Here is a 22,663-nt window from a genome sequence, read left to right on the forward strand (position 1 = left end):
AATGCTAACGATCCATCAACGCTTCAAGCGCGCTGTCATTACAGCCGCTGTCGGCGGACTGTCCGCGCTCGCGATGCTGCCGCTCGCCGCTCACGCAGCGGACACCTTGCGGCCGGACGTGGCGAAGCCGCTGAACGCCGCGCAGGATCTGTATCGCGCGCACAAGTACAAGGACGCGTTGACGAAGATCGACCAGGCGGCCGCGGTACCTGGCAAGACGCCGTATGAAAGCACCATGATCGAAGAGATGCGTGGCGCGGCCGCGGCGGCTGCCGGTGAAAACGGTATCGCCGCGCAATCGTACGAAACGCTCCTCAGTTCCGGCAAATTGAGCGGTGCCGACGAGCAACGTACTTCCGCGGCGCTCGCGGGCATCTATTTCCAGCAGAAGAACTACGCGCAAGCGGCCAAGGTCGCGCAGCGTTATCTGAAAGCGGGTGGCGGCGATCCCGACATGCGCACGCTGCTGGTTCAGTCCTACTACCTGTCGAACGATTGCGCGAGTGTGGTCAGTTTGCTGAAGCCGGGTATCGACGCGCAGGCGCGCGCCGGTCACGCACCGGACGAATCGCAACTGCAACTGCTCGGCACTTGTGCGCAGCGTGTGAAGGACGACGCGACCTACCGCGGCGCGCTGGAAAAGCTGGTTGCCTACCATCCGAAGCAGTCGTATTGGGATGACATGTTCGCGGCGATTCGCAATAAGCCCGGCTATTCGTCCGCGCTCGACATCGACACGTATCGTCTGCGTCGCGCAACCGGCTCGTTGACGACCGCCGACGACTACATGGAGATGACCCAACTCGCCATCGTTGCGGGCACAACCGCCGAAGGCAAGCAGGTGATCGACCAGGGCTTTACGTCCGGCGTGCTCGGACATGACGCGCAAGCCGATCGCGAGAAGCGTCTGCAGGCACTCGCGGCGAAACGCGCGCAAGCGCCCGCCGACCCGGCTAACCCGGTTTCGCCTCTGAATGCCGGTTTCAACCAGGTATTCGCGGGGCAGGTCAAGCAAGGTCTGGCCGCCATGGACGAAGCCATCGCAAAGGGCGGTCTCGACCACCCGGATCAGGCGCAACTGCATCTCGGCGTGGCGTATTACGTCGCCGGCGACAAAGCCCGGGCGTTGCAAACTTTCCGGACGGTGAAGGGCACAGACGGCTCAGCCGACCTCGCCCGCTTGTGGGTGCTGGTGGCCTCAAAGTAGGAACCTGTTTTTCTGCTGTGTTTGATCTGGCGACGCGCGTTCGAAGCAATCCTCTATCGATTCCTGTGAGGCGCGTTCGCCGAGTAGTGTCCACGCACTCGCCGCTGCCTGGACAAGGTTGAACGCGCAACCAGCGCGGGGCTTACGGAGAGCATGGGCGTCTCAGGTCGACCAACCTGGTAGAACGTTTCGTGGCGGCATCTCATCACGCTTATCCAGCGTGCTTTACGGAGAGTGTTGCAAATCATGGAACTTAATTAGCTTCTATCAAACTATTTTTGACTACGGGATTCTGTCTTGCTATGGTTTTGCCACTCGATAACAAGGCACAGGTAGCAGTCTCAATAGGAAGCAAAATCCGCGCGCTTCGCCAACGGCTCAAGCGCACGCTGGATGAAGTGGCAAAGACTGCAGGTATTTCCAAACCGTTTCTGTCGCAGGTGGAGCGTGGTCATGCAACACCTTCGATCACGTCGCTGGTAGGTATTGCACGAGCATTAGGCGTCACGGTGCAGTACTTCGTCGACACGCCGACCGAAGACCGGTCGGTGCGCAGGGGTAACGAACTGAAGTACTTCGGCTTCGACGGAAGCGCGAATCTTTTTGGACGGCTGACGAACCTGTCGGTCGGCAGCAAGCTGGAAGTCATTCTCGTCAGAATGCCGGTGGGACAACACCCGTCGGAGGTCACGACACACGCAGGGGAAGAGTTTCTGTATGTGATGAGCGGAGAGATCTCGCTCACATTGGAAGGTACGACGTTCGTGTTGCAGGCTGGTGACACTGCGCATTACGAGTCCACCGTGCCGCATGCCTGGGCCAATACCGCCGGTGAAGAAGCGGTACTCGTGTGGGTGGGCACACCGCGGTTGTTCTAGTGCTGCACCCGGAATTTCTCGCGAAATCAGTCGATTCATATCTGTAAGCATGACTTAAGGTTAAAAGGAAGTTCGGGCGGTTGGATCGCCTTTCATTCCCGCAATACGTTGTATGACATAAGAAGTGAAATCAATTAGAAAGCGCTGCGCATTTCGTTTGTAATAATTTGGTAGTCCAAACTTGACTTATTTGAAGTGCTCCGCCTTTTGGCTGAACTTGCGGTGCCGGCATGTCGTCGCCGGTTAGAGAAGCCTTAAAGAGAGTGGAGTGGCTTTAACGGAGCGCGGCGCAAGATCGCCGTATATCGAGTAGAGAGATTCATAAGATCTCTCTCACATACAGCTGTGGCCTTACTGACGAGCGAGAAGGGGAAAAATGAAACAACGGGCATTGGCGCTGGCCATCAAAAGAATAATCTGGGCTGAACTGGCATTGTCGGCCGCAATCGCCGTACCGGCGTTCGCACAAAGCCAGCCGGCCCCGACGGGTGCCGCGGCAGGCGCAACGACCACGGAAAGCACGCCGGCTACGCCCGCGGCTGCCGCGTTGGGCGCTGCTGCAACACCGTCGGCGGATAACGCCGCGCCTGCCGCGGGTAAGGGCAACGTCCAGCAACTGAAGCGGTTCGAAGTCACCGGTTCGCTGATCCGGAGTTCCGACAAGGTCGGCTTCAATCAGGTGCAGACGGTGACGCAAAAGGACATTCTGAATAGCGGCGCGACGACGGTCGCCGACTTTCTGCGCGACACCTCGGCCAACTCGGCGAATAGCTGGAGCGAAGGCCAGTCTGGCAACTTTGCCGCGGGCGCTGCAGGTATCGCACTGCGCGGCCTGAGCGAGAAATACACGCTGGTGCTGGTGGATGGACAACGTGTCGCGCCGTTCGCATTCTTCTCGAACAGCGTCGACTCGTTCTTCGACTTGAACACGCTGCCGCTGAACGACATCGACCGGATCGAAATCGTGAAGACCGGCGCCGTGTCGCAATACGGCTCGGACGCCGTCGCAGGTGTGGTCAACATCATCACGAAGCACGACTTCCAGGGTCTGCAACTCGACGGCAGCTACGGCAGCGCGATCAATGGCGGCGGCGGCGCCGGCACGACCAAGTTCGGCGTGCTGGGCGGTTTCGGCGACCTGAACTCCGATCGTTTCAACGTGACGGCCGCGGCGAGCTATTACAAGTCGAACGGCTTTACGCTGGCGGACCGTGACTCGACCCGCAACCAGGACTTCACGAATCAGCCGGGCGGCTTCTCGCTGCTGGCACCGTCGTACTGGAATACGCCCGGCGGCCCGCAGGCGCTGAGCGGTTGCGGCTTCGGCGGCTCGGTGCACCCGTCGGCCACCAACTCGCTGACGGCTGGACAGCCAGGCACGGTGTGCGGCTATAACACCGCGGAAGGCACGTCGATCGCGCCGATGATGGAGCGCTTCAACGCCAAGGTTCACGCCGACTTCAAGATCAACGATCAGACGACCGCATTCGGCGACTTCCTGATCAGCAGCAACACGACCACCACGAATGACGGTCTGTGGGGCAACGTGGTCGGCAATCCGCAGAATCCGACGCTGGTCATGAACCCGGCGACCAAGCTGCTCACGCCGTTCAACATCAACGTGCCGGCAGGCAGCCCGTACAACCCGTACGGCGTCGATACGCCGCTCACGTACGCATTCCCGAACACGGTGGCGGAAAAGACGTATGCCACTTACTGGCGCGCGTCGACCGGTCTCAAGGGCTCGTTCGGTCTGCCGAACGGCGACTGGGATTGGGCAACGTCGGTCAGCCATTCGCAAAGCACGGTTTCGAACACGTACACGAACCAGCTGAACGCGAATGCACTGACCAACATCTACCAGAACGGTACGTTCGACTTCGCGAATCCGTCGGCGACGCCTAATGGTTTGAACGGTCTGTATCAGGATGCTAACAACCTGGCGATCTCGAAGCTCGACACGGTCGACGCAACGCTGTCCACGCCGACGTTGTTCCATCTGCCGTCCGGCGATGTGGGCTTCGGTATGGGAGCGCAGTTCACGCACCAGAGCGAAGTGATGAACCCGGGCGCCGCGTTCGCGACGGGTCAGGTCATCAACCCGAATCTGCAGACGGTGAACGGTCAGCGCAACGTGGCGGCCGTGTACTACCAGGTCGACATTCCGATCATCCACAACCTGACGTTCAGCCAGTCGGGCCGTTACGACCACTACAGCGATGTGGGCGGTGCGTTCTCGCCGCGCTTCGCGTTGCGCTACCAGCCGCTGCAAGCCTTGACGATGTACACGTCGTATAGCCGCGGTTTCCGTGCGCCGACGTTCGTGGAAAACAGCAAGTCGCAAACGCTGGGCATCCAGGTGGACCAGGCGTCGGGCCAGAACTACACGTCGATTACCGAAGGCAATCCGAATCTCGCCCCGGAACGCACGCGTAACCTGAACATCGGCTTCCAGTTGGCGCCGACCCGCACGACCGACATCGGCTTCGACTGGTACAAGATTCGCGTGGATAACGTGATCGGCCAAGGCTCACCGTCGCAGACCGTGCTCGATGCCAACGGCAACCTGCTGTACAAGGTCATTCCGTACGCAAACCTGGGCTACCTCGACACGAACGGCTTTGAAGGTACGTTCCGTCAGGCATTGCCGACCACGACCGCCGGTACGTTCACCCTGTCGGGCGACTGGGCCTACGTGAACAGCTTCAAGATCGGTTCGCCGGGCAAGGCGCCGGTCAACGGTGCGGGTAACAACTACACCCTCACGCAACCGTTCGGCGGCAGCTTCCCGCGCTGGAAGGGCAACACCACGGTGGACTGGTCGTATCACAAGTTCGACGCGGCGCTCACGTGGCAGTTCACGGGTCCGTACGCACAGAACCTGTCGCCGGCCACCAGCAAGGTCGGTTCGTACAGCCAGTTCAACCTGATGGTGACGTACACGGGCTTCAAGCACTGGACGATCTTCGGCGGCATCGACAACATCTTCAATCGCACGCCTCCGTATGATCCGATCTTCGCGAACGGCACGCTGGATCAGAATGGTTACGACCAATCGATCTACTCGTACATCGGCCGCTTTGCACAGGTTGGCGCAACGTACAAGTTCTGATGTCTGAGCGATCAGGCTGAAGAATCAGAAAGGATCTGCCGCTCCGGTTTCTTGCAGTCAAGGAACCGGAGCGGTATGTTCTGGTCGAGTACTTTCTTGCGACGACGGTGCATACGGGCTGTCGTTGTAACGGATCGACTCGCACCGGCAATGGCGACCGGCTGTTGCCGCGTCGCGGGTTGAATCGCGTGCGGGCCACAAGCCGGTGCGCACTGTATGGGCTGACGAAAAGAATGATGAAAACCGGACTGCTGCGCCTGTACGACGCACTGGGCTGTTCACTCGTCGCGATGCGCCGCGCCGCGCGCGCCTCGATGACAGTTGCGCTGGCCAATGGCACAGTCGGCGCTTTTGTCGTGCTCGCCACGATCCCGCACGTGGCGCAGGCGAAACCGTCGATCGCGCAATACGATCAACCGAAATACCCCGACAATTTCACGCACTTCGACTACGCGAATCCCGACGCGCCGACCAGCGGCTCGCTCAGTTTCGAGAACTACAACGAACTGCAAACCTACGATTCACTGAATCCGTTCCTGTTGCGCGGCGCGCCGGCCCCGGACATCCAGATCCTGATGTTCGACACGCTCATGCAGCGCAGCTGGGACGAACTCGCCTCGGAATACCCGCTGATCGCGGACGACGTCGAGGTCGCCGCCGACCTGAAATCCGCGACGTTCCACATCAATCCCGCCGCGCGCTTCTCCAACGGCGATCCGATCACGGCCACCGACGTCAAATATTCGTTCGACACGTTGACGAGCTCGCACGCTTCGCCGGTTTTCAATGCGCAGTTCTCGGTGATTAAAAGCGTGACGGTGATCGATAAGAACACGGTCCGTTTCGACTTTAAACACGCCGAGCGCGACGCGCCGCTGATTGCCGGCGATCTGCCGGTTTTCTCGCCGAAGTGGGGCATGCAGCCCGACGGCAAACGTCCGCCGTTCGATCAGATCGCGACCCAGCCGCCGATCAGCAGCGGCCCGTATCTGATCGAAGACCGCAAGAACGACAAGCAGATTTCCTATCGACGCAACCCCGACTACTGGGCCGCGAACCTGCCGTCGCGGCGCGGCATGTTCCGCTTCGAGCGCATCACGTTCAAGCTGTACCGCGACCATTACACGCAACTCGAAGCGTTCAAGGCCGGCGACGCCGACGCGATCGTCGAGTACAGCGCGACCCAATGGGCGCGCAAATACGTTGGCAAGAACTTCGATAACGGCCTGTTGAAGAAGGGCGAGTTCAGCGACGGTCCCGCGCAGATGCAGGGCATGCTAATGAATCTGCGCAAGCCGATGTTCAAGGACCCGCGCGTGCGTCGGGCACTGACCATGGCGCTCGACTACGACTGGATGAACCGGATGATGTTCTACGGTCAGTACCGTCGCACCAACAGCTATTTCGAAGCGAGCCCGTTCGGTGCGACCGGTATGCCGGGCCCGAAGGAACTCGCGTTGCTCGAACCGCTGAAGGGTGAAGTCCCGCCCGAAGTATTCGGGCCGATGCTCAAGCAGCCGAACACGATTCCGCCGAACTCGCTGCGCGGCAATCTGCGCGCCGCGCGCGATCTGCTCGCGCAAGCCGGTTGGCACTATCGCGACGGCGCGTTGCGCGACGCGAATGGCACGCCGATGACGATCGAGGTGATGGACGACCAGCCGGGCATGGACCGCCTGATCCTGCCGTATATGCAGGCGCTCAGCACACTCGGCATTCAGGCACACATGCGTGAGATCGACAGCGCGTTGTACGAGAAGCGGCTGAATAACTTCGAGTACGACATGACCACGTTCATCTACCCGCCGGTGACGATTCCGGGTGCGGAACTGACGCGCCGTTTCGGCAGCGCCGCGGCCTCGGAAGTCGGCTCGGAGAACTATCCGGGCATCCGTTCGAAAGCCGTCGATTCGCTGATTCACTCCGCGCTGACCGCCGACAATCTCGAGGATCTGGAAGCCGCGACCAAGGCACTGGATCGTGTCCTGATCTATTCGTTCTATCTGGTGCCCGAGTACTACTCGCCAGGTGCGAGAATCGGTTACAAGACCACGCTCGGCTTTCCGAAGACCGTGCCGATGTCGTACCAGTACGAGGACTGGGTGATCAACTACTGGTACGTCAAGGCACCGGCCGCCCAGGCCGCTTCGAACACCGCCGCCGCCACCGCTGCATCAGCGGCCACGACCCACTGAGGACCCGCATGATTGCCTACATTCTCAGACGATTGCTACTGATGGTGCCGACGCTGCTCGGTGTCGTCACGCTGACCTTTGTCGTCACGCAGTTCGTGCCGGGTGGGCCGGTCGAACAGGTGATGACGCAACTCCGCCACGGCGCTGGCCGTGGCGGAGAGGCGGGGGCAGGGGGCGGCGGCTACCATGGCAGCCAGGGCGTGGATCCGCAACAGATCGAGCAGATCAAGAAGCAGTTCGGTTTCGACAAGCCGCCGCTCGAACGCTATCTGCTGATGCTCAAGCACTACGCCACTTTCGATCTCGGCCAGTCCTACTACGAGCACGAAAGCGTCTGGGGCGTGATCCGCTCCAAGCTGCCGGTGTCGATCACGCTCGGACTGTGGACCGTGATGCTCACTTATCTGATATCGGTGCCGTTGGGAATTTCGAAAGCGATTCGCAACGGCTCGCGCTTCGACACGGTCACGAGCGTGCTGGTACTCGCCGGTTACGCGATTCCCGGCTTCGTGCTCGGCGTGCTGCTGCTGATGCTGTTCGGTGGCGGCACCTTCTGGCAGGTATTTCCGATGCGCGGCCTCACGTCGGATAACTTCAGCGACCTCAGCACGTTCGGCAAGGTACTCGACTATCTGTGGCACATCGTGCTGCCGGTGACGGCTTCGGTGGTCGGCAACTTCGCGATCGTCACGATCCTGACCAAGAACACCTTTCTCGAAGAGATCGGCCGTCAATATGTGCTGACCGCGCGCGCGAAGGGCGCGCCGGAGCGTGACGTGTTGTGGAAACACGTGCTGCGCAACGCCGCGATTCCGCTGCTGACCGGTTTGCCGGCGGCCTTCGTCGGTGCGTTTCTGAATGGCAATCTGCTGATCGAAACGTTGTTCTCGCTCGATGGCATGGGCCAACTGTCGTACGACTCGGTGATCCGCCGGGATTATCCGGTCGTACTCGGTTCGCTGTTCCTGTTCACGCTGATCGCCCTCGTAACCAAACTTATCGCAGACGTCTGCTATGTCCTCGTCGACCCCCGCATCCAATTCAACCGCCTGGACCGCTGAGTCCAGTGCGGCGCACGCGGCGTCGCCGTCTCCGTGGCGGCGTACGTGGCAGCGCTTCAAGCGGCAGCGTCTCGGCTACTGGAGCCTGGTGATTTTCGTGACGCTGTTCGTCGTCAGCCTGTTCGGCGAGGTGCTGTCCAACGACCGGCCGCTGATGGTGCGTTACGACGGCCACTACTACTTTCCGATCGTGAAGGACTATTCGGAAACGCTATTCGGTGGCGATTTCCCGGCCAAGGCGAACTACCTCGATCCGTATATCCGCTCGCGGCTCGAATCGAACGGCAACTTCGCGATTTATCCGCCGAATCACTTCAACTACGACACGATCGACTACTTCGCGGCTAACCCGTATCCGGCGCCGCCGACGTCGTCGAACTGGCTCGGCACGGATCAGTTTGGCCGCGATGTGCTGGCGCGGCTGCTGTACGGCTTCCGTTTGTCGGTGCTGATGGCGCTGGCGCTGACGGTGTCCGGCGTGGTGATCGGTGTATTGACGGGCGCGGTGCAGGGCTTCTACGGCGGGCGCACCGATCTGATCGGCCAGCGCCTGATCGAAATCTGGAGTTCGATGCCGGACCTCTACCTGCTGATCATCTTCGCATCGATTTTCGAACCGACGCTGTGGCTGCTGTTCATTCTGCTGTCCATGTTCGGCTGGCTCGTGCTGTCCGACTATGTTCGCGCCGAATTCCTGCGCAACCGTTCGCTCGATTACGTGAGGGCGGCGCGCACCATGGGGCTGTCGAACTGGCAGATCATGTGGCGCCACGTGTTGCCGAACAGCCTGACGCCGGTCATCACGTTCCTGCCGTTCCGCATGAGCGCGGCGATTCTGTCGCTGACCAGTCTGGACTTTCTGGGCCTCGGGGTGCCGCCGCCGACGCCGAGCCTCGGCGAGTTGCTGCAGGAAGGCAAGAACAATCTCGACGCATGGTGGATCTCGGTGTCGGCGTTCGCCGCGCTGGTGATCACGTTGTTGCTGCTGACCTTCATGGGCGACGCGTTGCGCAACGCACTCGATACCCGTACGCGGGGTTCCGCTTTCGGTGGAGGTCCGCGATGAGCGCCAAACAGGGATCGGGTAAGGTGCAGAACGGCCGGCCGCTGCTGGAAATCGACCGCTTTTCCGTCAGGTTCGGCGACAAGATCGCGGTGCATGAACTGAGTCTTTCGATCGCGCGCGGCGAGCGTGTCGCGCTGGTCGGCGAATCGGGTTCCGGCAAGAGCGTCACCGCCTTGTCGATTTTGCGTCTGGTCGAACATGCCGAACTGAGCGGCCGCATGCTGCTCGACGGTGAAGACCTGTTGCAGAAAACGGAGCAGCAGATGCGTGGTCTGCGCGGCGCCGATGTCGCGATGGTGTTTCAGGAGCCGATGACCGCGCTCAATCCGCTCTTCACGATCGGCAAGCAGATTGCCGAGAGCCTGCGCTTGCACGAAGGTTTGCGGCCCAACGCGGCGCGTCAGCGCGGCATCGAACTGCTGCGGCGCACGGGCATTCCCGAGCCGGAGCGGCGGATCGACAGTTTCCCGCACCAACTGTCGGGCGGCCAGCGTCAGCGCGCGATGATCGCCATGGCGCTCGCGTGCCGCCCGCGTTTGCTGCTGGCCGACGAACCGACCACCGCGCTCGACGTCACCGTGCGTCAGCAGATCGTCGATCTGTTGATCTCGTTGCAGGAACAGGAAGCGGCGGAACGCGGCATGGCCGTGCTGCTGATCACGCACGACCTGAATCTCGTGAAGCGCTTCGCGCAGCGCGTGGCGGTCATGGAAAAGGGCGTGCTGGTCGAAACCAATACGACCGAGGCGCTGTTCTCCAATCCGCAGCATCCGTACACGCGGCGCCTGCTGGACAGCGAACCGCAACGCGCGGTCGAGCCGGTCGAGCCGGGCGCCCCCCGTCTGCTCGAAGTGCAGGGACTCGCGGTCGACTACAGCACGTCCGCGAAAGGCTGGCGTTCGCTGTTCGGTCGCTCGACGTTCCGCGCGGTGCAGGACGTCGATCTCAGCGTGCGGCGCGGCGAAACGCTCGGCATCGTGGGTGAATCCGGTTCTGGCAAGTCGACGCTCGCGGCGACCGTGCTCGGTCTGCAGCGACCGGCGGCCGGCGCGATTCATATCGACGGTTTGCCGCTTGCCACGCTGAAAACGGCGAAATCGCGCCGTGCGCTCTATGCGCGCATGCAGGTCGTGTTTCAGGACCCGTTCGGTTCGCTGTCGCCGCGTATGACGGTCGAGCAGATCATCGGCGAAGGTCTGGTCATGCATAGTCCGGAACTCGATGCGAAAGCGCGGCGCGCGCGCATCGGCGGCCTGCTCGAAGAAGTCGGCATGCCCGCGGAGGCGATGCTGCGCTATCCGCACGAGTTTTCCGGCGGCCAGCGTCAGCGGATCGCGATTGCCCGCGCGCTGGCGGTCGAGCCGGAACTGCTGGTGCTCGACGAGCCGACCAGCGCGCTCGACGTGTCGATCCAGAAACAGGTGCTGAATCTACTGACAAATCTGCAGAAAAAGTACAAGCTTAGCTATTTGTTCATTACGCACGATCTGGCGGTGATGCGCGCCATGGCGCACCGTGTGATCGTGATGAAGTCGGGCCGCATTGTCGAAGCCGGCGAGACGCTCGACGTGCTGCACGCACCGTCGCATCCCTACACGCAGTCGCTGCTGGCCTCATCCATGATCGTGCCGGAGCCGACCGCCTGATCGTTTTCCACGAGATCTACGAGACACGTGAATGATTGACGAACGTTGGGCGCAAGCCGCCCGCACGCTGACGAGCCGCGCGACGTTCTGGTCGCTGCGCATTGTGGACGAGCAGATCGACGACCACGAAATCCGCAACGACATCGCGCAGCCGTTGCGCACCGTGCGCGATCGCGGCGCCATGTTGATCGCGTGGGTCGGCGCGGGTTCGGGCTACGCGGCCACCGCGAATCTCACGGCGGCGGGCCTGCAGGCTGCGCTCGATATCGCCACCGCGCGCGCACAGGCAAGCGCGGCGTTGTCGCTGATCGATCATCGCGAGGTGGCGCGTCCCACCGCGAGCGGCCACTACGTGTCGCCGAATGCGCAACGCGCGTTGCCGGGCCGCGCCGAATGGCTCGACATGCTGGCCGCCGAATGCGCGAGCGCCAATCTCGACGCGAAGATCGTCGAGCGCGTGGCGGGCGTGCAGGTCACGCATACCGACCAGCTCTATATGACCGGCGACGGCGTGCGGATCGACCAGCAATTCCGCTTCGTGATGCCGCAACTGAGCGTGGCCGCGCATGCGAATGGCGACACCCAGGTCCGTACGCTCGGCGGCAATTACGGCACGCTCGGACAGGGCGGCATCGAAGTGCTCGCGCGCTTCGGCTTCGAAGGGTCGGGCGTACGCGTCGCCAATGAAGCGCTGCAATTGCTGGCCGCGCCGAATTGCCCATCGGGCAAACGCGATCTGCTGCTGATGCCCGATCAGATGATGCTGCAGATTCACGAGTCGATCGGCCATCCGCTCGAACTCGACCGCATTCTCGGCGACGAGCGCAATTTCGCGGGCTGGAGTTTCGTCAAGCAGGACATGTTCGGCTCGTACCGCTACGGCTCGGACCTGCTGAACGTCACCTTCGACCCGGAACTGCGCGAGGAAGCCGCCTCGTATGCCTTCGACGACGACGGCACGGTGGCCGACAAGCAGTTCCTGATTCGCAACGGCGTGCTCGAACGGCCGCTGGGCGGCGCGCTGTCGCAGCAACGCGCGCGCATGCCAGGCGTGGCGAACTCGCGGGCGTCGAACTGGAACCGTCCGCCGATCGATCGTATGGCGAACCTGAACATCGAACCCGGCGAGAGTTCGCTGGAACAGATGATCGGCAATATCGAACACGGCATTCTGATGCGCACCAACACGTCCTGGTCGATCGACGACCATCGCAACAAATTCCAGTTTGGCTGCGAATTCGGTCAGTTGATCGAGAACGGCAAGCTCACGCAAGTGGTCAAGCAGCCGAACTATCGCGGCATTTCGGCGAACTTCTGGCGCAGTCTGAGCGCGGTCGGCAATGCCGGCACGCGCGAGGTGTATGGCACGTCCATGTGCGGCAAAGGCGAACCGGCGCAGATCATTCGCGTGGGGCATGCCTCGCCGGCTTGCGTGTTTAGCGATATCGACGTGTTCGGAGGCGCCTGATGAATCAGTTCATGGCTTCGCGCGCCACCAAGTCGGTCGACTGGCAACAGCATTTCACGTCGCTGGCGGACGCGATCGAGCGCCTGCAGCAAGACGGCGAGACCACGCTCAGCTCGTTTGCCGGTGAACAGTCCGACTTTATCCGCTTCAATACGGGCAAAGTGCGGCAAACCGGCAGCGTATCGCAAGGCAAGCTGACCTTGCGTTTGATCGACGGTGCGCGCCAGGCGTATTCCACGCTGACCGTGTGCGGCGATCTGCAACAGGATCTCGACGACGTGAGCGCCGCGCTCGCCACGTTGCGCGAAGGCTTGCGCGATGCCGCGGACGATCCGCATCTGCTGTTCGACACCTCGAAATGGGCGCGTGCCACGCAGCGCTCCGGCAAATTGCCGGAGCCGGACGGCTTGCTGCGCACCGTCGCGCAAGCGGCCGAAGGCCTCGATTTCGTGGGCTTTTACGCGGGCGGCACGATCGTGCGCGGCTTCGCGTCCACGAGCGGCAGCCGCGGCTGGTACGAAGTCGACAACTTCAACTTCAGCTGGTCGCTGTACGACCCGAGCGGTCGCGCGATCAAAACGAGCTACGCCGGCGACGACTGGAGCGACGCCGTGTTCACTCGCAAGGTCGAGCAGGCTGCCGCGCGTCTCGAGGTGCTCGCGCGCACACCGCGCGCCTTGGAGCCGGGCCGTTACCGCGCGTGGATCGCCCCCGCCGCGCTTGCCGAATTACTCGGCGTCGCTTCATGGAGCGGTTTTTCCGCGCGCGCGCAGGCGAGCTCGCGCAGCGAACTGTACAAACTGCATGTGGGAGAAATCGTAGTCGACCCGCGCGTTTCGATCAGCGAAGATCTGAGTCTCGGCATTACGCCCAGCTTCAACGAAGACGGCTATCTGCGTGACAGCGTCCCACTGATCGAAGCCGGTCGTAGCGCCGAACGTTTGACCAACGCACGCAGCGCACGCGAATACGGTTTGACGCCGAACGGTGCGTTGGCGAGCGAGTCGCCGGTGGCGTTGTCCATGAAAGCGGGTGACCTGCCGGAAGAAGACGTGCTGGCGAAACTCGGCACCGGCCTTTATATCGGCAATCTCTGGTACGTGAACTTCTCCGACCGCATGAATTGCCGCCTGACCGGCATGACGCGTTTCGCCACCTTCTGGGTGGAAAACGGCGAGATCGTCGCACCGCTCGAAGCCATGCGTTTCGACGATAGTCTGTACCGGCTGCTCGGTAGCGAACTGGAACAACTCGGCGCGCAGGCCGAACTGCTATTGAGCGACTCCACATGGGGCGAGCGCGCGACGGGCGGCATGCAACTGCCCGGCATTCTGGTGAGGTCCTTCGAATTGACGTTATAGGCCTATGGATCAACACGAAAAAACAGAATCAGATTCTGGGAGCTTGCCCGAGGGACTGACGCTGCGCGCGTTGCGTCCCAGCGATGCCGAGCAATACCACGCCTTGCTGCAGTTGCCGGCGGTGGTCGACGGCAATCCGCACGTACCGTTCGAGACGCTCGCACAAACGCGCGAGTCGATCGGCAAAATCGATCCCACCACGATTGCCATGGTGGCCACGGTCGGCGACACGCTGGTCGGAATGGCGCAACTGTCGCCCATGAAAGGGCGCCGCGCGCATGCCGGTTCGTTCAGTATCAGCGTGCATGACGCGTGGCACGGGCGCGGTATCGGCCGCCGCCTGATGGTCGAACTGCTCGATCTCGCGGATAACTGGCTGGGGCTGCGCCGTCTCGAACTGAACGTGTTCGCGGATAACCGCGCGGCGCTGGCACTGTATCGCAAGTTCGGCTTCGAGATCGAAGTGCGCCAGCGTGGCGCGGTTTTGCGGCGTGGCGTGTTGATCGACAGCTTCATGATGGCGCGTTTTCACGAACCCGCGCCGCTCATGGCCGCGCCGGCTACGTCTGCCCTGAAGGCGGACGCCACGCAAAGCAACGGAACGCAGCCATGAAAAACGAACCATTGCATCGCGACGCGGCGGCGCTCGAGCATCGCATCACGATCAAAGCGCCCGAGCCTTCCGACATGGAAGCGTTCGCCGCGATCATGAGCCTGCCCGGCGTACGCCGCGGCACGTTGCAACTCGGCTATCGCACTGTCGAGCAGATCGCCGCGTGGCACGAGCGGCGCCTCGGCAAGGGCGTGACGGTCGGCGCGTGGCTGGACGGGCAACTGGTCGGCCACGCCGGGCTGAGTGTCTACCCGCGCGCGCGCTCGCACGGTGCGGAGCTCGGGATCTGCGTGCACGACGCGTATCATGGGCGGGGCGTCGGCACGGCGCTGGTGCAGGCACTGGTCGACAGCGCCGACGGCGCGCTCGGGTTGCGCCGCATCGAACTCACGGTGTTCGCCGACAACGCGCCGGCCATCGCGCTGTATCGCAAGTTCGGCTTCGTCGAAGAAGGCCGTTCGCGCGGCTACGCGCTGCGCGACGGCGTGCTGGCCGACGCGCTGCATATGGCGCGGCTCGCGGAGGCACCCGCTTTCACGCCGCTCACGCCTGTCACGTCTCTCTGAAAGGACTCACGCTTGCCGTTCTTCTTTATCGACCGCCCGGTCTTTGCGTGGATCGTCGCGCTTGCCATCGTCGTGGCAGGCGCGCTCGCGATTCCGCAACTGCCGGTGGCGCAGTATCCGCGTCTGGCGCCGCCGCGCATCGTCATTTCCGCGACCTATCCGGGCGCGTCGACCGAGGTCGTGGATGGGAACGTCGGCAGCATCATCGAGGAGAGTCTCGATGGTGCGGACAACATGCTGTACTACGAGACCACGAGCGACAACCTCGGCAACCTCGAAATCGACGCGACGTTCTCGCCCGGCACCAATCCGGACATGGCGCTGGTCGACATCCAGAACCGTCTCAAGCAGGTCGAGCCGCGCTTGCCGCAGCAGGTCGTGCAGCAGGGTATCAGCGTCTTCAAGGCCGCCAATACGTTCCTGATGCTGGTTGCGCTCACCTCCACCGACGGCACGCGCGATTCCGTGCAATTGAGCGATTACCTGAGCCGCTACGTGCTGCGCGAACTGAAGCGCGCGCCGGGCGTGGGCGCGGCCGAACTGTGGGACGCCGACGAGGCGCTGCGCGTGTGGGTCGACCCGATGAAGCTGCGCGAGTACGGCATTGGCCCGACCGAGGTGAACGCCGCGATCAGCGCGCAAAACGCTACCGTCACGGCGGGTGCGATCGGCGACGCGCCGTTCGTGCCGGGTCAGCAGCTCACTGCCTCGGTCAGCGTGAAAGGGCAACTGATCTCGCCCGAGGAGTTCGGCCAGATCGTCATCAAGGCGCGGCCCGACGGCTCGGCGGTGCGTCTGCGCGACGTCGCGCGGGTCGAACTCGGACGCGACAATTACACGTTCTATTCGCGCCTGAACGGCAGGGCGTCGGCCACCGTCGGCATTCAACTGGGACCGCGCGGTAACGCGCTCGAAACCTCCAATGCGATTCGCGCGCGCCTGGCGGAATTGTCGAAGAGCTTGCCGAGCGGCGTCGCCGTCGAAATTCCATTCGACAACGCGCATTTCGTGCAGATCGCCATTCACGAAGTGCTCGTCACGCTTGCGGAAGCCGTGGTGCTGGTGTTCTTCGTGATGTGGCTGTTTCTGCGCGATCTGCGCTACACGTTGGTGCCGACCGTGGTGATTCCGGTCACGCTGATGGGCGCGTTTCTCGCCATGTACGCCTGCGGCCTGTCGATCAACGTCTTCACGATGTTCGGCCTCGTGCTCGCGATCGGCATTCTCGTCGACGATGCGATCGTGGTGGTGGAGAGCGTGCATCGCGTGATGGAAGAAGAGGGCCTGCCGCCGCGCGAGGCGACCCGCAAGGCGATGTCGCAGATCGGCGGCGCGATTGTCGGCGTGACCGCCGTGCTGACCGCGGTGTTCGTGCCGATGGCGTTCTTTCCGGGCGGCGTCGGCGGGATTTACCGGCAGTTCGCGGTGGCGATGATCGCGTCGATGCTGGTGTCGTCGTTCATGGCGTTGTCGTTGACGCCCGCGTTGTGCGCGAATCTGCTGAAGGCCCACACGAAATCGGTGCATCAGCGCGAAGCGCGGCGTGGTCCGCTCGGCTTCGCGGCGCGCGCGGCAAGCCGTTTTACCACGGCTTTCGATCGTGCCGCGAGCGGCTATCGCGGGCTGACCGCGCGCACCTTGCGCCGGATCGGGCCGATGCTGGCCGTGTATGTCGTGCTGGTCGGCGTGTGCGGCGCGCTGTATTGGCACATGCCCGGCGGCTTTCTGCCGAGCGAGGACGAAGGCCAGTTGCAGGTCATGGTGCAATTGCCCGCGGGCGCGACGCAGGAGCGGACGCTGGCCGTGGTGAAGCGCATGGAAGCGATTCTTCACGCCGAACCGGCGATTGCGAACGTGACCAGTGTGATCGGCTGGAGCTTTGCCGGGAGTGGGCAAAACGTGGCGATGGGCTTCGTCGAACTGAAGGACTGGGACAAGCGCGATACCGACGCGCTGGTGTTGCGTGATCGTCTCAACGAGAAGTTCGACAAGATTCTGGACGGCGACGTCGAAGCGCAGTTGCCGCCCGCGGTGCCGGGCGTCGGTCATTCGGACGGCTTCGTGTTCCGGCTCGAGGATCGTGGCGGAGTGGGGCTCGACGCGCTGAAGGCCGCGCGCGAGCAACTGTTCGCGCAGGCCAAGGCGAGTCCGGTGCTGGCCTCGGTGCATTCGGAAGATCTGCCCGACGCACCGCGCGTCGAGCTGATCGTCGACCGGGCCAAGGCGTATGCGCTCGGCGTGCAGTTCGAGCGGCTTACCGACGTGCTGGGCAGCACCTTCGGCTCGACCTATATCGACGACTTTCCGGCCGGCGGCCGGATGCGCCGTGTCGTGATTTCCGCCGACGCCGCCACCCGCATGACCGAAGACGATCTGCTCGCGCTCTCCGTGCCGAACACGACGGGCGGCATGGTGCCGTTGTCGGCCATCGCGACGCGTCACTGGACCATCGGCCCGGTGATGCTGACGCGTTACAACGGCTACCCGTCGCTCGACGTGAGCGGCCACGCGGCGCCCGGCTACAGCTCCGGCGCGGCGATGGCGGAGATGGAGCGGCTGGCCGGGTCGCTGCCGGTCGGTGTCAGCTACGACTGGGTCGATGCGGCACGCGAGGAAACCGCCGCCGCCAGGCTCACGCCGATGCTGATCGGCCTGTCGCTGATGGCGGTGTTCATGGCGCTCGCCGCGCTGTACGAAAGCTGGACGATTCCGCTGGCGGTGCTGATGGTCGTACCGCTCGGCGTGATCGGCGCGGTCAGCGCGGTGCTGTTGCGCGGCATGCCCAACGATGTGTATTTCAAGGTCGGCATGATCACCGTGATCGGCCTCGCGGCGAAGAACGCGATTCTGATCGTGCAGTTTGCACGCGATCTGTATCAGAGCGGCATGCCGTTGTCGCGCGCCGTGACCGAAGCCGCGGGCGCTCGCTTCCGGCCGATCGTGATGACGTCGGCGGCGTTTCTGCTCGGTGTCGTGCCGCTGGTGGTGTCGAGCGGCGCGGGGGCCGAGAGCCGCCGCTCGATCGGTACCGGTGTGTTCGGCGGCGTGCTGGCGGCCACGTTGTTCGGGTTGATATTCGCGCCGGTCGCGTTCCATGCGATCGCGTCGCTCACGCACGGCAAGAAGCGGCTGGCAGCGCTGCATCGCAAGCGCGACGAAAGGCGTGCGGAGCGCGCGCAGCGCGAGCGTTCTAGCGAGAACGAACGCGCGCAACTCACCAACGGGCGTTGACGCAGACGTTGCGGTTGCAACCAAACCGCAGCGTCTCGCGAAGTTTCAGGCCTGCACGCAGTGCGTTCCGCACGCTGAACCACGCAGCGCCGCTTCACGCGGCGCTCAACCTGCCGGCTGATTCACCACCGCTTGCGCTGCCGCGGGCGTCGCCGTACCCGCCGGCGTCTGCGTCGCGCTGGCCGACACATGCGGCGCCGCCGGCATGCAGTCCGCGCGATATTCGGCTTGTAGTTTCTGCTGGGCGGCTTCGAGGTCGCTCGGATAGTCGTCGTCGTCATTGCTGGGGCTGTAGCCTACCGCTTCGAGTTCACCCAGCTCGTTCATCAATTGCTTGTGCGTCACTTCGCTTTTGAGCGGGGTGAACGGATAATCGTTGCATTGCTGCTGCGTGAGGCCGGGCGCGGCCATGGCCGATGCGCTGCCGATCAGCAGCAGGGAGGCGAGCAGGGTCTTCGTTGCGAGTTTCATTTTTTACCATCCACGGGAAGGATCGAGTCGGACCGCCAGAACGATCGGCGGGATGGCTGTAGGCTAGGGGAGGCGGTATACCGAAGCGGCGTCGGCAAAATGAAATATGTTTTATCGAGGCGCGTGCGGGTTTGAAAGGCTTTGAACCGCTTTCAGGCGTTCTTGCGCCCAACTTAAATATTTCTTCATGAAGCGGATATTCATCCGCCATGCAACTCCGCGTAGCCTGCGGGGATGCACTCGCGTAGAGCCCCGGCAGCCGCCGAAGCGCACGCCCGTGCACTGAACGCGCAAGCCGAATATGGCATCATGTCCTTCCACTGATAACCGGTCGCGTCCGTCGCTTGCATCGGCAGAGCTGGCTGCGGCGCATGCATTGATCATGTCGCGAGTACTCACGATCGAAGACGATGAAATTACCGCGAATGAAATTGTCGGTGAGTTGAAAAGTCGCGGCTTCACTGTGGACTGGGTGGCCAACGGCCGCGACGGCATGGCGCGCGCCATCAGCGAAGACTACGACGTGATCACGCTCGACCGCATGCTGCCCGGCGTGGACGGTCTGACGATTCTCACCACCATGCGCAGCGTCGGTATTCAAACGCCGGTGCTGATGCTGAGCGCGCTGGGCGATGTCGATGAACGGGTGCGCGGTCTGCGTGCCGGCGGCGACGATTATCTGACCAAGCCGTTCGATCCGGAGGAAATGACCGCACGCCTCGAAGTATTGTTGCGACGCAGTCAAACGCCGGCCGCGCAACTCGAAACCCATCTGCGGGTCGGTCCGCTCGAACTCGATCTGATTTCACGCAAGGTACAGCGCGACGGCGAAGAGATCGTGCTGCTGCCCACTGAGTACCGCGTGCTCGAATTCATGATGCGTCATGCCGGGCAGACCATCACGCGCACGATGCTGTTCGAGGCGGTGTGGGGCTATCACTTCGATCCGGGCACCAATCTGATCGACGTGCACATGGGCCGCCTGCGCAAGAAAATCGATCCGCCCGGCGTGACGCAAATGATCCAGACCGTGCGCGGCTCGGGCTATATCCTCGCATGAACCACTCTTCCTGATGGACACATCCTTCCCCGCTCAATCTGCGCTCGGGCGGCGCTGGCATTCCACGACCTTTCGCCTGCTCTCCATTTACGCGGTCATTTTTTCGTTCTCGGTGATGCTCCTGCTGGGTTTCATCGGCTGGGCCGTGACCGGCGATATGGAGCGCGAGACCGATGTGGTGATGGACTGGCAACTGATCTACTTCGACTCGCTGCCCGACACCGGCCTCGCCGATGCGATCCACCGACGCATCGAGCACGAACGCATGCATACGAATTACTACGGGCTGTTCGCCGCTGATGGCCGCCTGATTGCCGGCGACGTGCTGGTGTATCCGACGCAATTGCCCACCACGCGCAAAGGCAAGACACTCGATCTGGCGCTCTCGATGGGGCGCAACGATCAGGCGCCGGTCGTCCGCGCAATGGCCGAGCGGCGCAAGGACGGCTCGACGCTCGTGATCGCGCGCGATCTCACGCATATTCTGCGGATTCGCGAGGCGGTGATCGACGCGCTGGTGAGCGGCGGGATCGTCTGCCTGCTCGCGGGTGTGGCCGGCGGGCTGGCGTTGAGCGTGCGGCAAATGCGCCGGCTCAAGGCGATTCGCCGCGTCACGCAACGCATTGCCCAGGGCGATCTCGCGCAGCGTCTGCCGATTGGCGGACGCGACGAAGTGGATATGCTCGCGCATCTGGTGAACCATATGCTGGCGGAAGTCGAACGGCTGATGAACGAAGTGAAGGGCGCGTGCGACGGCATCGCGCACGATCTGCGCACGCCATTGGCGCATGTGCGAACGTTGCTTGCGCATGCGGCGGAACACACCGGCACGCTCGACGACGCCGAATTGTCGGCGCTGGTGGAGCGCGCCCGCACCGAGACCGACGCGTTGCTCGACCGTTTCCGCGCGATGTTGCGGATCTCCGAGATCGGCACCTTGCAGCGGCGCGGCGGATTTGGCGAGGTGCAACTGGAGACGTTGATCCAGGAAGTCGGCGAGCTGTACGAGCCGCTCGCCGAGAGCCGTGCGATTCGACTTTCCGTGCATGCGCAACCGGTTGAAGCGATTCATGGCGATCGCGCGCTGCTGTTCGAGGCGTTGAGCAATCTGCTGGACAACGCAATCAAGTTCACGCCCGAAGGGGGCGTTGTGCGCATGGAGCTTCGGCAGACTTCCGCCGGGCCGCAAGTGGATATTATCGATAACGGTCCCGGCATTGCCGCCGATGAACGCGATGCGGTGTTGCAGCGGTTTTATCGTGGCGAAAGTACCCGGCATCTGTCCGGATCGGGACTAGGGTTGAGCATTGTCTCCGCCGTCATGCGGGTGCACGATTTCACGATGAAGATCGGCAGTGCGCAACCGGGGGCGAAGATTTCCATCGAATGCTGGTCGCGGACGTTGGCATGAGCTTGCGTGTTTATCTTGTCATGACGGAGGGGTGAATGCGCGTCCTGTTCGTGGGGCCGTCGCATCCGGAAGCAGCATGGCTGTTCAAGGCGCTGCAGGAGAGTGCCCATAGTTTGCAGCGCGCCGACGATCTGCGGGATGGGGTTTTTCTTGCGGGGCAGGAGCCGTTCGATGCGATTGTCTTGATGGTGCTGGATGCGGGCGCGTATTCCGCGCTGCTGGAGTTTGTCGTGGAGTTTGCCGACGCGGGGAGCGGGGCGGCGATTGTGGCCGTTTTGGGGGTGGCCTCCGCGCAGGAGCGCACTCGCGTTTTGCGGGCTGGTGCGGATGCGTGTTTTTGTCAGCCTTATTCGTTTATTGAAATGCATGAGCGGATGCAGGCTTTGCAGAGGGTGGGGCGGGGTGCCGCTTCCGGGGGGGCTGTGTCTGGTGCCAAGGGGGTTGCTGTTGTCGATGTGCCTTCGCTCGATGCCGCGACTCGGGAACTTGTTTTTGCGGGGCGTCGGGTTGCGGTTACGCGGCGGGAGTTTCTTTTGCTTGAGTGCCTGCTGCGACAGGTGAATGCGCCTGTTGCCAGGGATCAGTTGATTCGCTACGCGTGGCCTGAGAAGGATGATGTCGATCCTTCTAGCGTTAATCTCGTCGTTTCACGACTTCGGAGGAAGATTCTTGGGGTGGTGCCTGAGGTTCGGATTGAGACTGTTAGTCGGTTTGGGTATCAGGTTTCTGTTGGTTTTTGATCGGGGGTTTGGGCCTGCTCGGCGGGTTGGGTGGGGTGGGGTTTTTGCGGTGTTGGCCTTTCCTTGGGTTGTTAGTGGTCTATTAGTGTTCCCCCTGTGCGGGGGGCACCTACTTTTCTTTGCCTGCCGCAAAGAAAAGTAGGCAAAAGAAAGCGGCTCACACCGCTAACCATTAAGCGGGTCCCCCGCACAGTCACGGTAGTGGTGCATCTGGAATCTGTGTTCTCGCACATTCCGCGCTCGTGACACAGCAGTCATTCCTCCGGCGGCGCTGCGCGCGCCCCCCAGTCGTTTTCCCCTACTGGTTTTAAGCGGTCCGTTCCGGCGAGCGCTTGCGCGAGGCGGGATGAATGACGGCTGTGTCACTGGCGCGGAGTGCGCGAGAGCACGGATTCCAGATGCACCACGACCCATCGCGAACCACGGAACCCACTTATGAGCTGGCGGTGTGAGCCGCTTTCTTTTGCCTACTTTTCTTTGCGGCCCTCCATGTCAGGCTAGTTGTCGCCTCAGCCGAACCGATTAGTGTAAAGATGGAGGGCGGACAGCGAATGGAAGATGAAACGCTATTCAGCGG

At 62.6% G+C, this 22,663-nt stretch carries 16 protein-coding genes; 15 read left to right on the forward strand and 1 reads right to left on the reverse strand.

Annotated features, from left to right (window positions below; all coding sequences use genetic code 11):
- Window position 1: 1 nt before the first annotated feature.
- The 12 genes from BX591_RS33845 (at window position 2) to BX591_RS33900 (ending at window position 18,404) form a co-directional block, all read left to right on the forward strand.
- Window positions 2-1,207 carry a tetratricopeptide repeat protein gene (locus tag BX591_RS33845; RefSeq protein WP_111935662.1) on the forward strand — a complete coding sequence of 402 codons (1,206 nt, stop codon included), beginning with the start codon at window positions 2-4 and terminating at the stop codon, window positions 1,205-1,207.
- A 302-nt stretch (window positions 1,208-1,509) separates the two neighbouring features.
- Window positions 1,510-2,085, forward strand: a complete 576-nt coding sequence (locus BX591_RS33850; RefSeq protein ID WP_111935663.1) for a helix-turn-helix domain-containing protein — start codon at window positions 1,510-1,512, stop codon at window positions 2,083-2,085.
- Between the two features lie 376 nt (window positions 2,086-2,461).
- A complete protein-coding gene (locus tag BX591_RS33855) occupies window positions 2,462-5,197 on the forward strand; it encodes a TonB-dependent receptor (protein ID WP_111935664.1) in 2,736 nt (911 codons plus the stop codon).
- Window positions 5,198-5,487: 290 nt separating this feature from the next.
- Window positions 5,488-7,392: an extracellular solute-binding protein gene (locus BX591_RS33860; RefSeq protein WP_111935678.1), complete on the forward strand. Its 1,905-nt coding sequence runs from the start codon at window positions 5,488-5,490 to the stop codon at window positions 7,390-7,392.
- Window positions 7,393-7,400: 8 nt separating this feature from the next.
- Window positions 7,401-8,453 carry a microcin C ABC transporter permease YejB gene (locus tag BX591_RS33865; protein WP_111935665.1) on the forward strand — a complete coding sequence of 351 codons (1,053 nt, stop codon included), beginning with the start codon at window positions 7,401-7,403 and terminating at the stop codon, window positions 8,451-8,453.
- A complete protein-coding gene (locus tag BX591_RS33870; protein ID WP_111935666.1) occupies window positions 8,407-9,519 on the forward strand; it encodes an ABC transporter permease in 1,113 nt (370 codons plus the stop codon). The genes BX591_RS33865 and BX591_RS33870 overlap by 47 nt, the downstream gene beginning before the upstream one ends.
- Window positions 9,516-11,165 (forward strand): ABC transporter ATP-binding protein, encoded by a 1,650-nt coding sequence (locus BX591_RS33875; protein WP_111935667.1) that lies wholly within the window; start codon window positions 9,516-9,518, stop codon window positions 11,163-11,165. Before BX591_RS33870 ends, BX591_RS33875 begins: the two co-directional genes overlap by 4 nt.
- Window positions 11,166-11,196: 31 nt before the next feature.
- Window positions 11,197-12,633, forward strand: coding sequence for a TldD/PmbA family protein (locus tag BX591_RS33880; protein ID WP_111935668.1), 1,437 nt, complete (start codon window positions 11,197-11,199; stop codon window positions 12,631-12,633).
- Complete coding sequence (locus BX591_RS33885) at window positions 12,633-13,994, forward strand: TldD/PmbA family protein (protein ID WP_111935669.1); 1,362 nt, start codon at window positions 12,633-12,635, stop codon at window positions 13,992-13,994. The genes BX591_RS33880 and BX591_RS33885 overlap by 1 nt, the downstream gene beginning before the upstream one ends.
- A gap of 43 nt (window positions 13,995-14,037) precedes the next feature.
- Window positions 14,038-14,607 carry a GNAT family N-acetyltransferase gene (locus BX591_RS33890; protein ID WP_244147194.1) on the forward strand — a complete coding sequence of 190 codons (570 nt, stop codon included), beginning with the start codon at window positions 14,038-14,040 and terminating at the stop codon, window positions 14,605-14,607.
- Complete coding sequence (locus BX591_RS33895) at window positions 14,604-15,173, forward strand: GNAT family N-acetyltransferase (RefSeq protein ID WP_111935671.1); 570 nt, start codon at window positions 14,604-14,606, stop codon at window positions 15,171-15,173. Before BX591_RS33890 ends, BX591_RS33895 begins: the two co-directional genes overlap by 4 nt.
- A gap of 12 nt (window positions 15,174-15,185) precedes the next feature.
- Window positions 15,186-18,404, forward strand: coding sequence for a multidrug efflux RND transporter permease subunit (locus BX591_RS33900; RefSeq protein ID WP_111935672.1), 3,219 nt, complete (start codon window positions 15,186-15,188; stop codon window positions 18,402-18,404).
- A gap of 105 nt (window positions 18,405-18,509) precedes the next feature.
- Here the strand turns inward: BX591_RS33900 and BX591_RS33905 are convergent, their stop codons facing one another.
- Entirely contained in the window at window positions 18,510-18,875 is a 366-nt protein-coding gene (locus BX591_RS33905) for a DUF4148 domain-containing protein (RefSeq protein WP_111935673.1), read from the reverse strand.
- 382 nt (window positions 18,876-19,257) lie between these two features.
- Between BX591_RS33905 and BX591_RS33910 the strand changes: the two genes are divergently transcribed.
- The 3 genes from BX591_RS33910 to BX591_RS33920 are packed head-to-tail and all read left to right on the forward strand — an operon-like array spanning window position 19,258 to window position 22,086.
- Window positions 19,258-19,935: a response regulator transcription factor gene (locus tag BX591_RS33910; RefSeq protein ID WP_111935674.1), complete on the forward strand. Its 678-nt coding sequence runs from the start codon at window positions 19,258-19,260 to the stop codon at window positions 19,933-19,935.
- A 13-nt stretch (window positions 19,936-19,948) separates the two neighbouring features.
- Window positions 19,949-21,346, forward strand: coding sequence for a HAMP domain-containing sensor histidine kinase (locus tag BX591_RS33915; RefSeq protein WP_111935675.1), 1,398 nt, complete (start codon window positions 19,949-19,951; stop codon window positions 21,344-21,346).
- 35 nt (window positions 21,347-21,381) lie between these two features.
- Entirely contained in the window at window positions 21,382-22,086 is a 705-nt protein-coding gene (locus BX591_RS33920; RefSeq protein WP_111935676.1) for a response regulator transcription factor, read from the forward strand.
- Window positions 22,087-22,663 lie beyond the last annotated feature (577 nt).

This window comes from Paraburkholderia bryophila (assembly GCF_003269035.1).
Classification (GTDB): domain Bacteria; phylum Pseudomonadota; class Gammaproteobacteria; order Burkholderiales; family Burkholderiaceae; genus Paraburkholderia; species Paraburkholderia bryophila.